Origin of the sequence: Tenacibaculum salmonis, from assembly GCF_041053065.1 — a bacterium.
In the GTDB taxonomy this organism is placed as follows: domain Bacteria; phylum Bacteroidota; class Bacteroidia; order Flavobacteriales; family Flavobacteriaceae; genus Polaribacter; species Polaribacter pacificus_A.
Window position 1 is genome coordinate 376,014 of sequence record NZ_JBFCVV010000001.1, and the last position, 14,993, is coordinate 391,006.

Annotated in this window: 15 protein-coding genes and 1 pseudogene; 7 read left to right on the forward strand and 9 right to left on the reverse strand. The window is 29.2% G+C overall.

The genetic code is table 11. The annotated features are described in order from the left end of the window. Positions 1-53: 53 nt before the first annotated feature. Positions 54-713 (forward strand): annotated as a pseudogene (locus tag AB0T67_RS01540) (ABC transporter ATP-binding protein); the annotation flags it as partial. 44 nt (positions 714-757) lie between these two features. On the opposite strand, the gene AB0T67_RS01545 reads toward AB0T67_RS01540, so the two are convergent. Genes AB0T67_RS01545 through AB0T67_RS01570 form a run of 6 tightly spaced genes read right to left on the reverse strand, consistent with a single transcriptional unit; the run spans position 758 to position 6,559 of the window. Further along, positions 758-1,642 (reverse strand): PorP/SprF family type IX secretion system membrane protein, encoded by an 885-nt coding sequence (locus tag AB0T67_RS01545; protein WP_369218846.1) that lies wholly within the window; start codon positions 1,640-1,642, stop codon positions 758-760. A 10-nt stretch (positions 1,643-1,652) separates the two neighbouring features. Next, positions 1,653-2,951, reverse strand: coding sequence for a T9SS type B sorting domain-containing protein (locus tag AB0T67_RS01550; protein ID WP_369218847.1), 1,299 nt, complete (start codon positions 2,949-2,951; stop codon positions 1,653-1,655). Between the two features lie 15 nt (positions 2,952-2,966). Beyond that, a complete protein-coding gene (locus AB0T67_RS01555) occupies positions 2,967-3,899 on the reverse strand; it encodes a PorP/SprF family type IX secretion system membrane protein (RefSeq protein WP_369218848.1) in 933 nt (310 codons plus the stop codon). 2 nt (positions 3,900-3,901) lie between these two features. Then, positions 3,902-4,720, reverse strand: a complete 819-nt coding sequence (locus tag AB0T67_RS01560; RefSeq protein WP_369218849.1) for a gliding motility-associated C-terminal domain-containing protein — start codon at positions 4,718-4,720, stop codon at positions 3,902-3,904. A 57-nt stretch (positions 4,721-4,777) separates the two neighbouring features. Then, entirely contained in the window at positions 4,778-5,605 is an 828-nt protein-coding gene (locus AB0T67_RS01565; protein WP_369218850.1) for a hypothetical protein, read from the reverse strand. An 18-nt stretch (positions 5,606-5,623) separates the two neighbouring features. After that, positions 5,624-6,559, reverse strand: coding sequence for a hypothetical protein (locus tag AB0T67_RS01570; RefSeq protein WP_369218851.1), 936 nt, complete (start codon positions 6,557-6,559; stop codon positions 5,624-5,626). Positions 6,560-6,669: 110 nt separating this feature from the next. Between AB0T67_RS01570 and AB0T67_RS01575 the strand changes: the two genes are divergently transcribed. The 6 genes from AB0T67_RS01575 (at position 6,670) to AB0T67_RS01600 (ending at position 10,975) form a co-directional block, all read left to right on the forward strand. Beyond that, positions 6,670-7,119: a thioredoxin family protein gene (locus tag AB0T67_RS01575; protein WP_369218852.1), complete on the forward strand. Its 450-nt coding sequence runs from the start codon at positions 6,670-6,672 to the stop codon at positions 7,117-7,119. Between the two features lie 86 nt (positions 7,120-7,205). Further along, positions 7,206-8,096, forward strand: coding sequence for an FAD:protein FMN transferase (locus AB0T67_RS01580; RefSeq protein WP_369218853.1), 891 nt, complete (start codon positions 7,206-7,208; stop codon positions 8,094-8,096). Between the two features lie 3 nt (positions 8,097-8,099). Further along, entirely contained in the window at positions 8,100-8,312 is a 213-nt protein-coding gene (locus AB0T67_RS01585) for a DUF4266 domain-containing protein (protein ID WP_369218854.1), read from the forward strand. A 44-nt stretch (positions 8,313-8,356) separates the two neighbouring features. Then, entirely contained in the window at positions 8,357-9,739 is a 1,383-nt protein-coding gene (locus AB0T67_RS01590) for a DUF3570 domain-containing protein (RefSeq protein ID WP_369218855.1), read from the forward strand. A 23-nt stretch (positions 9,740-9,762) separates the two neighbouring features. Next, on the forward strand, positions 9,763-10,254 hold the full coding sequence (locus tag AB0T67_RS01595; RefSeq protein ID WP_369218856.1) for a hypothetical protein: 492 nt from the start codon (positions 9,763-9,765) through the stop codon (positions 10,252-10,254). Between the two features lies 1 nt (position 10,255). Then, positions 10,256-10,975 (forward strand): hypothetical protein, encoded by a 720-nt coding sequence (locus tag AB0T67_RS01600; RefSeq protein ID WP_369218857.1) that lies wholly within the window; start codon positions 10,256-10,258, stop codon positions 10,973-10,975. Positions 10,976-11,070: 95 nt separating this feature from the next. On the opposite strand, the gene AB0T67_RS01605 is transcribed toward AB0T67_RS01600, so the two are convergent. The 3 genes from AB0T67_RS01605 to AB0T67_RS01615 form a co-directional block, all read right to left on the reverse strand. Next, complete coding sequence (locus AB0T67_RS01605) at positions 11,071-12,132, reverse strand: imelysin family protein (RefSeq protein ID WP_369218858.1); 1,062 nt, start codon at positions 12,130-12,132, stop codon at positions 11,071-11,073. Between the two features lies 1 nt (position 12,133). Beyond that, a complete protein-coding gene (locus tag AB0T67_RS01610; protein ID WP_369218859.1) occupies positions 12,134-13,531 on the reverse strand; it encodes a di-heme oxidoreductase family protein in 1,398 nt (465 codons plus the stop codon). Positions 13,532-13,614: 83 nt separating this feature from the next. Beyond that, a complete protein-coding gene (locus tag AB0T67_RS01615; RefSeq protein WP_369218860.1) occupies positions 13,615-14,844 on the reverse strand; it encodes an imelysin family protein in 1,230 nt (409 codons plus the stop codon). Positions 14,845-14,993 lie beyond the last annotated feature (149 nt).

Below are 14,993 nucleotides of genomic sequence, written 5' to 3' on the forward strand. Positions count from 1 at the left end.
TATTAGAAGTAAAAGATGTTAAAAAAACATTTAATAAAGGAAAAGTAGTGGCGTTAAATAACGTTTCTTTTTCTTTATCAAAAGGAAAAATAATAGCTATCGTAGGAGAAAGTGGAAGCGGAAAAACAACTTTAATTCGCTTAATAACAGGTTTAGAAACTTTAGATTTTGGTACTATTTTAATCAAAGAAAAAACAGTTTCATCATCAGCAATTTTTGTAAAACCACAACTTAGAAATATAGGAATGGTTTTTCAGGATTATGCTTTGTTTCCTCATTTTTCTGTTGCTGATAATATTGGTTACGGAATATCTAATTTATCAGATAAAAAAGATAGAATTAAAGAAGTTTTAACTTTAGTAGGTTTATCAGATAAAGAAAATAGTTATCCGCATGAACTTTCAGGAGGACAACAACAACGTGTTGCTTTGGCAAGAGCATTAGCTCCAAAACCAGAGTTGTTAATTTTAGATGAACCTTTTAGTAATTTAGATGTTATTTTAAGAAGTCAATTACGTAAAGATATTTTAGCTATTTTAAAAAAAACAAATACAACTGCAATTTTTGTAACGCATGATATTAAAGATGCACTTGAAGTTTCTGATGAAATAATTGTGTTAAAAAATGGCGTTATTTTACAACAAGGAATAACAAAAGAAGTATATGAAAACCCTGAAGATGGTTACGTAAAATTATTGTTTGAAAATATATAAAACCTAAAATTCACTTTAGGTTTTATATATCTATAATTGAAAAATTAAAAAATATCATCTAAATTAAATAGGGCAAAAAACTCATGAGTTCCGTTTTGATAAGGGCTTATTTTGTTCGTGTATATACTATATCCATAGCCTAAATCGAACCATTTTGTAGCACTTAATTTTCCGTTTATTTGAACAGAATTATTTAAAGAATAAGAAAGTCCTACATTGTATTTTTCTTTGATTTCTAAAGTGGTATTCAAATCAAAAACTAACGGAGTTCCTTGCACAATCGTAATTAATGTAGAAGGCTTTAAATTTAAATAATTGTTTAATTGGATAGTATAACCACTACCAATACTCATATTTAACCTATTTTTATTTTCAGGACTATTAACTTCTTTGTATCGATCATCAAATAATACGGTGTTTATTGTTGCGTGTATATAATATTTTTCATGTATCAATGCAGTACCGAATGCAAAATTAGGGCTAAAATTATTAATAGATTCAGCAAAAAAAGCATCATTTTCTACCTCTGTCTTAATGGTGTTAAATTCACCACTATATAAATTTGCCTGTGCTTTAATACCAAATAATACCTGATGATTTTCGCTAACTTTTAATTTATAAGAAGCATCTAAAGAAATTTGTGTTTGATTAAAAATAAATATTTTATCATTAATAATATTTAAAGCAATTCCGATGTTTTCTTTTAGCGGAATATTTAAAGAAATGGTACTTGTTTTAGGTGCATCAGGTATTCCAGCCCACTGTGTTTTAGAATTTATAAGAATAGAAGTTTTATTTTCCTGCCCCGCAAAGGCAGGGTTTATTAAGTTTAAGTTGTAATTATATAAGGAATAATTTACGTTGTTTTGAGAATAAACACAAAGAGTAAGTATTAATGCGCTTATAAATAATATTTTTCGTAGTAACATTTTTTATTTTTTAATAATTTATTTGTAGCCAACCTTTAAAAATTTGCTCGTTTTTACCAGTGTTAAAAATGAAATAATACGAACCTACAGGAAGTTTTGAATCTTTAGAAATGGTTGCTTTTCCGTTAGATTCTCCATTCCAATTATTTTGATAAGGAGCCGCATCATATACTTTATAGCCAAATCTGTTAAAAACAAATAAGCTATTATTAGGATATGTTGCTTGCACATTTGGCAAAATTTTCCAAGTATCATTTATACCATCATTATTCGGTGAAAATCCTTGTACTAGGTTGGTTGGGTTTGAATTGTTAGTAGGGTTTCCTCCAGTTTCTGATTCAGAACTATCTTTTTTTATGAATTGAACCTCTTCGGTATCAATAATATTGACTTCATTTAATATGCCAGAAATAACAGCTGTTTCTTCATATTCACTACTCGTTAAAAAAGCAGTATAAGAGCCATTATTTTTATCGATAACACTTCCTAAAATACCGGCAGTAGTATTTAATACGACTTTTTGATTTGCATAATTTAAAATAGCACCATTTTTATTATATAATTGAACGGTTATAATACTAGAAGAAACACCGTTGGCTGTAATTTTTTTAGGAGAAGCAGTAATTAATGTTTTTTGTGCTGAAGCGGAAAAATCTTCAGTATTTATTTCGTCAAAATAGAATCGGACAATAGGTAGTTCTTTGCTATAATTTCCATTTCCTGTTTTTTCGCCTTTTTTAAAAACTTCAGAAAGAACAGTTTTTTCTCCAGCGTTATCCCATAAAAAAGAAGGAGAACTTCCACAACCTCCAAAACCTCCTAAAGGTTTATCGTTTTCATTACTAAAATAAACTAATAAATTTTTAGAACCTGTATAGTTGAATTCACTTGCAAAAACAATTTGTGTTTTAGAATTTTCGATTGTACTTCCTCTTCTCCAAGTTATTTCACTATCATATACTTTTGTGAAAGTTGATAAATCAGGTGCTGATGTATCTTCAATTTGAGAAAAATCAACTTCTTTTAAATATATTTTTTGATTTTTAGCCGTATCAAAATTACAATCCTCGTATAAATTACAATCAGCAAAAAAAGCAAGCCCTTTTATTTTACCAGCAGCACTTATTTGTGATGCTTTGTATAACATGCTAGCCCAACTATTTTCTTTTTCGAGAACATAATCATAACGAGCAGGAGCACTTTTAGTGATAGAACTACCACACATTGGTATACCGATAGTAACTTCACTACCTTGTGAATAGATTGTTATTGATAAGAAAGGTAAAATCAGTAAAATTATTTTTTTCATTATTTATTTTTTTTGTTAAAAACAGCCTAACCTCCATTTAAAAGGGTTCTTTGTTTTCTTGTTAAAGTATATGCGTATAAAAAATTCGTGTGTACCGTTGTTGTATTTTGCTATTTCATTTAAAGGGGCTCCATAACTGTAACCCAATTGTAGCCAATCAGTTGTTTTGATAAGAAAATTACCCATTAAAGCAGCATTATATCTATAGGTAAGCCCAAAATCATATTTATTATTGATTGAAAGCATTGAACTAATATCAAAAGAAAGCGGTACTCCTTGTATTACCCTAAATAAAGAAGTGGTCGTTACACCTAAATAATCAGTAAGTTTATGATATATTCCCGCACCAAAATTTGTACGCATTACATTTGATACGCCTACTTTTTCTGTATTATTTTTTCGTTCTTTTAAAATATCTAACATTGAAAAATGAACGAAATAACGTTCATTTCTAATTGCAAAACCAAGAGAAAAATTAGGTAAAACTACCTGTTCATTTTTAGTAAATAAGGGGTCGTTATTTTCAAAAGTTTTAACATTATTAAAATTAGCACCAAAAAATTTTGCAGAAGCTTTTAAACCAAACAATAGCTCATGAGCTACATTTAATTTAACTTTATATGATATATCTCCAGAGATCGTTGTTTCTTTAAATAAATAAAAATTATCTGTAATTACAGCTGCACCAATACCAATGCCTTTTTGAGTAGGCATACTAAATGAAATAATATTAGAATGTATTGAGTTTTCAATACCAGCCCATACTTTTTTATAATTAGAAGCTATTTGAGTTTGATTGTTTTTTCCTGTAAAAGCAGGATTTATAAGGTTTAAACTATGGTTGAAAACGGAAAAATCAGCTGTATTTTGACTACTCAAATTATTAATAACACCTAGTGTTGTTAGCAATAAAAATAAAAAACTTTGAATAATAGTGATTCTTTTCATGCTTAATAATTAATATAAACCCAACCTTTAAGCATAGTATTGCTAGTATTATTTAATTCTAATACATAATAATAAGGGCCTATAGGTAGTTTGGTGGTTTTGTTAATAATCAAGTTAGAATTTGCAATACCATCCCAATTATTTTTGTATGGAGTGGCTTGGTACACCTTATTTCCATGTCGATTAAATACCAAAAGTTTGTTGTTTGGGTATTTAATTGAAATTTCAGAAAGAATAACCCAAGTATCGTTAACAGAATCATTATTAGGAGAGAAACCATTTGTTAGTTGAATATTCTCAGTAATATTTACAGTTGATTTAGCGATATTACTACACTTGTTTTTTGAATTTACAGTATAAGTATAGGTGTTTTTTATCTTTGTCCAAACACCATTTTCTTCAGGATTACCGCCTAAAGCGTCAAATAATTCTTCTTGGGTAGGGGTAAAACCTTTTATGATATCTAAAGAACCATTTATTCCTGCGTTTGGTTTAGGAATAACAATAACATTAATTTGAGCAGTATCATTACATCCATTATTATAGATTGTCAAAAGATACGTTCCTGCCATTTCTACGGAAATATTCGAACGAAATAAATCAATATTATTGATTGTTTTTTCATCAGAAGTAAACCATTTATAGGTTGCTTCTTCAAAAAACTGAGCAGTAAGCGCTAAATTTTCTCCTTCACAAATGGTGACTTCTGTTAAACTATTTTGATGTTTATCTAAATCATTTATCGTATAAATTTTATTTGCGGCATATGATGTACTAAAATGTAACATTACTAAAAGAATAAAGAATACTTTTTTAACCATTAGAATCAATTTTAATAAAAACCCACGAGGTGAAAATCGCCTCGTGGGTTTTTAAAATTATTTTAGTTTAATAATTGCTTTAGGAGTCGGTAACATTACATCATTTTGAAAAGTAATAGAACTTCCAGAATCACAAGTACCTTTTTGAGCTATTACAGTATATGAAGTACCAATAACCATGTTTTGAATTTCACCACTAGTATTAACAGTAGGTCCTACAGGAGTGAAAACATAAGTTACGGTAGCGTCATAATTATCAATTTGATTAGTACCATCAGCAGCACAAGAAGCAGCTGTATCGTTTAATGTTGGTACGTTAGGAGTTGGTAACATTGCGTCATTTTGAAAAGAGACCGAGTTATCAGATTGGCATGTTAATTTTTCAGCTATTACAGTATATGAAGTTCCAAAAGTCATATTTTGAATTTCACCAGTAGCGTTAACGGTAGGTCCTACAGGAGTAAAAAGGTAAGTTACAGTAGCGTCATAATTTGTTATTTCACTAGTTCCGTTAGCAGCACAAGAAGCAGCTGTATTGGCTAATATAGGTGTGTCAGGGTTTTCGTTGATTTTTACAAGAATATCAACTGTATTTGAACAACCATTTTTTGTTACAGTTAAGGTGTATATTCCTGCATCAACTAAAGTAACATTATTTATAATTAAATCTTTAATATTTGATTTTACATCAACTCCTTTAGTCCATTCATAAGTTGCTCCAGTTCCAGCATCTTCTGCTGTTAATTCTAAGTTTTCATTTTCACATAGTGTAATCTCGGGTAAAGAAGGAGGGGTTACAGTCGTTTTAGATGTAGCTATATTGTTTCCTAAGATAGTAAGGCAACAGAATAATAATACGGTAGTTGATAATAATTTTTTTATCATTTTAATAGTTATTTATAGTTAATTAATTTTTTTTATAGATGCGCTCGGAAGCGGAGAAATAGAAAGCGTAAAACTGGCATCACTAGATCCATCAGGGTTTGTAGCGGTTAATGTTAGTATTACATCTCCATTTGTTATATCTGTATTACTAGGCGTGTAACTAGGGTTTTTTATAGCGTTATTATTAAATGTTCCAGTACCTGATGTTATCCATTTTAATGTAAGTGTCGGGTTTATTGGTGTAATATCAACAGTTGTAAAACTAAAAGAACTTCCACTACAGATATTTTGATCCAATTCCATTGTAATTACAGGAGGAGCGCTTGGTGTTGAAAATTTAAAATACGTAACAGGCAATACTTTATCAATAGCTCCTATAGAACTGTTTTTATTACTCAATTTATAAAGTGTACTTGCTGTTCTTTTTGCACCCTGATTATTCCATATAAAAGGGATACTCCCCCACATAGAAACACCTTTTCCTGATTCATTTTCAAAATAAATCAATAAATTTTTAGTACCTGAATAAGTAAAAGGATTCGTAAGTGTTATTATATTAGGGGTAAAACTTGATTTTTTTTGCCAAGTAATAGCACCATCAAAAACTTTTGTATAAGTTGAAAGATCGGGGATATTTCCATTTGTTATTTGAGAGATATTTGTTTCTTTTATATAAATTCTTTGGTTATTGACTGTTGAATAATTTGTACTTCCACAATCTGTATAAAACCCTAATTGGGTTAAGTTTCCATTGATATTGTTTAATTCACTTTTTTTATAAAGCATCAAAGACCAACTGTTACTTTTTCCGCTAGTCCAAGAACCATCATCATATTTAACAGGAAGATTTGAGGTAATAGATCCACCACAGGTTCCTGCCCCAACGGTCACTTCTTGTGCATTTACAGAAATAGTAACTAATGCGATTATGTATAAAATTAATAATTTCTTCATGTTAATATCTCTTAATTTAGATTAATTAAAAATAAATAATTTAAATTTTTTGGCAAATCTATGTTTATTTATTCTAAATAAAGATTAGTTTTGTCGAAAATTTTAAAAAAATGTATAAAAATATAATATTAACACTGGTTTTAGTAGGAGCAATAACTGTAACCGTAAACGGACAAAACAAAAAAAAACTGAGATGGTTAACAAATATTGAAGAAGCTCAAAAAATTGCAAGTAATCAGCATAAAAAAATACTTGTTTATTTCTCAGGATCTGATTGGTGTATGCCTTGTCAAGAATTGAAAAATGAAGTTTTATCTTCTGAAATATTTAAAAATAAAGCTCTTTTAGACTATGTTTTAGTAAATATTGATTTTCCTCGTAGTAGAAGAAAATTAACAAAAGAACGCATTAATTATATAGAAAAAATAGCAGAAAAATATAATAATTCAGGTGCTTTTCCTTTTGTGGCAGTTTTAAATAATAAAGCAGAAATGATAAAAGCTATTGATGGTTATAAAAGTGAAACAGCAGCATATTATATCGAAAATTATTTAAAATAATGATGCGGATATATTTTTTGTTTTGTTTAATAATAGCTTCATTTTCAGTAAAAGGGCAGCAGGTTTATAAAGAAAAAAGGCTTTTGATGGGCGTTGATTTTGAATTTACCGTTGTTACTGAAACAAAAGAAAAAGCTACTTTCTTTATTCAAGAAGCTATCAAGGAAACTGTGCGAATTGAAAACTTAATATCATCTTGGAAAGCAACTTCTCAAACTTCAAAAATTACAAGAAATGCGGGAGTAAAGCCTGTAAAAGTGAGTCGTGAATTGGTTGATTTAATCGCAAGAAGCAAAAGAATATCGGAATTAACAAATGGATGTTTTGATATCAGTTTTGCCTCGTTAGATAAATTGTGGTATTTCAATAAACCGATGAAAAAATTACCTGATAGCACGCTTGTTTTAAAATCAATAAAAAATATTAATTACAAAGATATTCGTATTGATAAAGAAAATAATACGGTGTTTTTAGCAAAAAAAGGAATGAAGATTGGTTTCGGATCTATTGGAAAAGGCTATGCGGCAGAAAAAGTAAAAGAAAAATTAAAAAAACTAGGCGTAAAAGCTGGTTTGGTAAATGCAGGAGGTGATTTGACAACTTGGGGAAACCATCCGATAACCGAAAAATGGGCTATAAAAATTGCAGATCCGAACAAAGTATTAAAAAGTATTGCTTCGTTTAATTTGTACAATAACGGGGTGGTAACTTCAGGTAATTATGCAAAATATATCGAATTTAATGGAATTAAGTATTCGCATATAATTCATCCTAAAACGGGTTGGCCAGTTAAAGGCTTAAAAAGCGTTACTGTTTTTTGTGAAAATACAGAGTTAGGAGACGCTTTAGCAACATCGGTTTACGTAATGGGAAAAGAAAAAGGATTAGCATTAATAAATCAACTAAAAGGTGTTGAATGTCTTTTAGTTACTAACAAGAATAATATATATACATCTACTAATTTAAAATTAAACTAAAATATGATTAAAAAAACAGTTATGCTTTTACTTATTATTACAATTTTTTCAAATTGTGTAAGCGTAAAGCCATATCAAAAAATGTATTTAAATGATGAAGATATGGCTTTATCATCAAGAAAAATTGAACAATACGAAACAAGCTCTCAGAATTATAGAGAAGGAGCTGCAGGTGCTAACGGAGGAAAATCAGGTGGAGGATGTGGATGCAATTAAATACTAAATTAATCATTGTTTTATGTTTTATGTTAAGTGTGAATATGTTTTCGCAAAAAAAAATAAAACAATTAGATAAAGTTCAAGTAGATATTCTTTATAACTATTATGAACAAGATGGAAATAATGCGGCAGTAACTGGAGGTTTGGGTACCGAAAAGTTAGATAATAATGCCCCACAAATAACAGTTTCAATACCTGTAAATAAAACCGCTACTTTTGGAGCAACTTTTGGTTTAGATCATTATACATCAGCAAGTACAGCAAATATTGATAAATATGGTGCAACAACTTCGGCAAGTACAAGTTCAGCCGAAACAGTAAATTCAGATAATAATTTAGCGAGTGAAGATACTCGAAAATATATGTCATTAAATTTTAGTCGATTAATACCTGAAAACAATACAGCTGTTTCTGTTTTATATGGTTACTCTAAAGAGTTTGATGTTACTTCAAATTATGGTAAAATTACTTGGCAGAAAGATTCTAAAGACGGAAATAAGTTTTTAAGTATTAATGCAGGAATTTTTATCGATAAATGGCTTTTAATTTATCCTGGAGAAATTAGAGATAGAAAAGCAGGAGCAGCAACAGGAGGTACTGATTATGATTACGACGACGATGATTACGACGACGATGATGACGACGATGATGATGATGATGATGATGATGATGATGACGATGATGATGATAATCGTGCGGCTAACTTGAACTATAGTGCTAGGGATGACGACGATGAATATGTGGTTCCAACAACGAATGCTTTTAAAGGATATGATACGGATACTCGATTTACTTATAATATCGCAGCTACTTATGGAGGGAATGTAAATAGCAGATTAAATGCGTCTGTAACAGCTGAGGTAATTATTCAGAAGGGAATTTTAAATACACCTTTTCATAGAGTTTATTTTAATGATGGCGTTACTATTGAAAATGAAAAAAATAAAAAAGTAGAAAGTGAAAATCTACCAAGATCAAGAATAAAAAAAGCACTTGGTTTTAGAGCTAATTATTTTATTAGTGATTTCTTAATTACACGTTTGTTTTACAGGTTCTATAGTGATGATTTTGGAGTAACAGGTAATACCTTTGAAATTGAAACACCTATAAAAATAGGAAGTGGATTAACATTATATCCTTTTTATCGTTTTCATACACAAACACAATCAAAATATTTTCAAGCTTGGGGAGAACATGATTTAGATGCTAAGTATTATACCTCAGATTATGATTTAGCGAAGTTTACGACAAATAAAGTAGGAATAGGAATGAAATTTTCACCAGTAAACGGTGTACTGAACTTTAAAATCAATAAGAAAAGAGAATTTCAGTTTAAATCGTTAGAATTCCGACTTTCTAGCTTTGAAAGATCTACAGGTTTAAAATCAACTTCTGTAACACTAAGTAATACGTTTACTTTTTAATAATTTAAATCGTTAAAAACCAAATGAAAAAAATAATATATATCGTTTTATGTCTATTATTAGCCGCTTGTACTAAATCAATAGATATAACGTACAACGAAGCTATTATTAATAATAATGATAGCGAAGTTGAAGAAACAAATAGTTTAGTAGGTATTTGGGATGGAGCAATGAATTGTTCAAATTGTTGTTCGAAAAAATACCGCTATACATTAACAATAACCAAACATGAAAAGGAATTAATTGAGGGGAAACTAAAGATAGCCTCTATACCAAATCAACAATATTTTGCCATTTTTAATTTAGAAATGAATCTTGATGGTAATAAATTAACTATTAATACGAATGATAAGCAAGAAATAGGTTCTGATCCTGGTTGTGGAAATTACTGTACTGAAAATACGTATGAACTTAATTTATCAGCCGATAAAAAGAAACTTGATGGGGTTTGGTTAAAATCAAATGAATGTACTGTGTCAGCTACATCAACCTCAATTAACCTTGAAAAACAGTAAAATGAAATTAAAAATAATTGTAATAATAAATTTGTTTCTTGTTTGTATATCAACAATAAACGCTCAGGAAAATAATACGCACAAAGGTTTATATACAACAATAGGTTATGAATTTGGTTTAACCGATGCTGTGATTCATAAAACAGCAATGCCGTTTACAGAAAGTACTATATCTAATAATTTTAATAATTCACTTTCGTTAACAGCAATTTATAAAACAGCGTTTAAAGCACAAGTTAAATTAGGATATATGGCTTCGTATGCAATGCTGACTATAAATGGGCTTAATGAAGGAAAGGAATTTACTGTAGATAATAATTATTTTATGCACACCGTTTCATTAGGAGCTGGGTATAATATTTCTTTAAAAAAAGATTTAGATATAACGATAGGTTTAGGTTCTTCTATTTCTTTTGTTACTGATACTAATTTTGAAGAAGAAAAAGGAGAAGCCGATGATAAAATTATAGCAACTAATAATTCTATCAACCCAGGGAATGTGTATATAATACCTGAGTTATCATTTACAAAGTATTTTAAAAACAAGAATATGATAACCTTAGGTGCAAAGTATTATTTGTCGGGCAATGATTATTTTTTAGAAGGAAGTGTTCAGAATATTAAAAATTCAGTAAAAACAAATCAAGTGAATTTTTCTACTCAAAACGATCAAATAGCGGTATATATCAGTTATGGTTTTAACCTAAAAAATATCTTCTAAATTTATTAAATTTGATTTATTTATAAAAAAATCCCGATAAATAATTTATCGGGATTTTTTGATTTAGTAATTGTTGAAATCTTTAAATAAAAGGTTTAGTCTCCGTCATTATCTGTAAAGGTAATGGTTACAGATAAAACACTTGCTACGTCTGTTTTGATTAAAACTAATAATTGTTTTACTTCGTTATATAGTTTTTTAACATTCGCTTTATCATTAATAATAGCTTCTTTTAAAGAATTATTTCCAAATGCTGATATGGTATTCTCAATAGTTTCAAATTGTATTTTAATTTTGTTGTTTAGTGTTTCATTTTTAGTAATTGAACTAACAAAATCATCGATACCATTTTCGTTACCAAAATAGATGTTTTTTATACTTTCGATATTATTCTGAATAAGTACTAATGAATAGTCACTTTTTTGAGCTTGTAAAAGAGTTATGTCAGGAACGCTTGTTTTTTCAATTCCTGCAGGTTGCCCTATTTTATAACTTTTAACATCTTCTAATAAAGCATACATTTGATTGATAACTTGATTGATGCTACCATTAATACCTGTTGAATTATTTTCAATAAATTTGGTGCGAAATGTATTCCATTTAGAATTATAAATAGTAGCTTTAGATACAAGGTTTAATCCAAGAATATTTAAGTATTCTTTTCGTCTGATATCTGTAAAACCTTCAATAGTTTCAGTAGTATTTTTATCAAAAAGTAAATGTTCGATACTAGCTAAACCTCTTAAATTTGTTGAAATAGAGTTTATAGCTATTTCAGATATTTCTTTGTTTGATAAAAGATACTCTTCAATTCCTTTTGCGTTAGCTACCCAGCTAAAAAAAGAAGTTTGTATGTAAGAAGTTTTAATTTCTCCAATATTTAAAACTTGAATTAAAGAATAGTTTTTAGCCGCTGTTTTCCAAGTGTTTTTAGCGACTAGAAGATTGTTTTCATTTGGATTCGTAGTAAATATTTGTATCGAATTATTTAAATCATCAATACTTTCAATAAAACTAGTGGTAATAGGTGTTTCAATATTCGTTATAATATCAGTACGAAGTTTTTGAATATCAAAAGAGGAAACAGTCTCCGAATCACTATTACAAGATAAAAATAGGAGGGATGTTATTGTTATAATTATTGTTTTTTTAATCATTTTATAATGAGTTTATAAAGGCTAAAACGGCTGTTCTATCTTCTTTTATTAAATTTTTATATGCTTCTTTTGATGCTTCACTTTCTCCGCCATGCCATAAAATAGCTTCTTCAATATTACGAGCTCTACCATCATGCAATAAAAAAGTATGATTATTTACTTCATCAATTAAACCGATACCCCATAATGGTTGTGTTCTCCACTCTTTACCTGTGGCTTTAAAATCGGGTCTGTTATCAGCTAAGGCATCACCCATGTCGTGTAATAAAAAATCGGAATAAGGTCTAATTGTAACGTTTTCTAATGTTTTGTTTGCAGGATAATTATTCGAAGTTGTAAATACTTCTGTATGACAGCTGTTACATTTCATATCTTTAAAAATTTGCTTTCCTTTCAAAACATTTTCATCTTTAAAGTTTCGTCTAATAGGTACTGATAAAGAAGAGGAATAAATCATTATATCAGTTAAAGCTTCATCAGTAACTTCAGGTAAACCACCATTAGGGAATTTTTGGCAATCTTGTTGAGGTGATGGGCAATTTTCATCAGGAAATAAAGAAGTTGTTAACCCCATGTCTCCACTAAAAGCACCTGCCACTTGTTGTTTTAAATTAGGTTGATTAGCTTTCCAACCAAAACGACCTAAAACAGTTTGATTTTTAACAACATCCCAAACGTAATTTGGTTTTCCTGAAATCCCATCATTATCGGCATCAAACTCATCAGCATTCACTAAAATGTCATTGTTTGAAATAGCATCTACAAGCCCTAAACCGATAACTTGTTGTCCTACTCTTGGTGAAGTTAAAGCGTTTTGTAAAGAGCCAAATTGTTCATCAGAAATAGTGTAAATTGGTTCTTTTAATTCGTATGATTCTCCATCAGTAAAAGTGCCTTTAATTGTTTTAAAAGTAACAGAAACTTTAGCTTCATATGATACTCCTAAATTAGCGTGTTCTTGTATTTGCCCTCCATAATTAGTTAGTGTTTTAGGACCTCCATGAGCGCCTATTCCTGAAGTGCTTATTCTCATTAAAAAACCAGTAGAAAATTTTTGACCTGTTTCCAAAGGCTTCCCTCTACCATCTTTGTTGTGACAAGAACTACATGCTCTTGCGTTAAATGTAGGTCCTAAACCATCTCTTGCAGTAGTAGAGGCTGGTGAGCTTACCCAATTTTGACGAAATAAAGAATTTCCTACAAAAAAAGAACGCCCATCTAGTTGTAATAATCCAGGTACTTTTTGATCAAAAGCATTGACACCTAGTATTGTTGTTGTTAATTTCCCTGCGGATAGTTCTTCCCCATTTTCGTAATTATATAGAGAAGTGTATTCTTCTTTTTTATTACAAGAAAATAAAAGAAGTGTTACTATAGCATAAAAAAATACCTTATTCATTCTGTTATGTTTTTTTACGTAAAAACCAAACTATCTATATTTATAGATAGTTTGGTTTAATTTTTTTTAAAGTAAAAAGTATATTATACTTCTGAATCGATGTTGTTTCCAGTAATAGTTTTACCAGCTTGTGCTAATTCTATTCCTTGTTTTTCTAAAGAAGTAACAGCACTCATTACAGGTTTGTTGTTATTATCTTTAGTTTCTCCTATAATTTGATAATCAAAGAATTTAGCATCAGAAATAACTTTTACTTTAGCCATAACAGTAGTTGCTGTAGTTGTTAAAGTTACCGCTTCAGCTGCATTTACTAAAGTTAATACCTCTAATAAAGAAGTTCCTGAAATTTTAGTTCCATCGACTTTAGTATAGCTACCGTTAATAATGTTATTAATAGATTTTGCATTTAAATAAATATCTCTGTGTGTATTATCAGAAAAACAAGAATGTTCATCTTCTTGATTTTGATTAACAACAGCAGTAACCATTCTTTCACCTGATAATTCTCCGTTACTTAATTTAGCAGCACCTGTTAAAATTTTATCAATAGCATTATTTTTAGATAATGCTAAAAATTCAGTTCTATATTGAGCTCCTGATTTCCATTGTTTAGTTACAGTTTCTAAGTCTTCAACTAAAATTTCTGTAGCTAATTTTAAATATTGTTTTCTTCTCTCTGAATTTTCTTTCGTTGTAAAATCAGTAAATGGTCTTTGTCCAGCTAATTTAGCTGAAGGAGCAGTAGCATCTTGTCCCCATAATAAAAACTCAATAGCATGATATCCCATAGTTACATTTGATTCATTTTCACTATATCCAGAAAGATTTCTTAATATTTCTTTGGTAAAATTAGGGTATTCAGTAATGTTATTAACTATATTTTGTCTATTATCAGAAGCTTCTTGTCCTCCTGTACCATCAGCAACATAATCAATTAAGGCTTCATCTAAAGGCCATGCATTAATATTACCTTCTATTTCTCCAAAGTCAGCTCCATCAATAGGACCATCATAAAAACGGTATGCTTCTGTTTGTCCGTAAGGCTCACGAGCATCTAACCAAGATTGTTTAGCGGTTGCTAATTTAGCTGCATCAGGTGCTGCTACAAAAGCATCAATAGCTTTTTGTAAATCTTTTGTTTTAGCTAAGGCATCATTGTAGTTAGCCTCTACGATATTTACATAATTTGATACAAATGTAGTTTTAGCGTTTTCAATTACTGTTTCTGGGCTAATAACAATTGGGTCGTCATCAGAACAACTCATAAAAAATGCTGATGTTAGTAATAATGATAATCCTAGTACTTTTTTCATTTTATTTAGATTTATTAAAAATAGTTTTGCAAATGTAATAGAGTTTTTGAATTGTGCAAAATTTATTTAGATTAACTTTAAATAAGTTGATGCAAAATATTTTTTATGTTAACATAAAAATAATATTGAATTTGTATTATATATAGTAT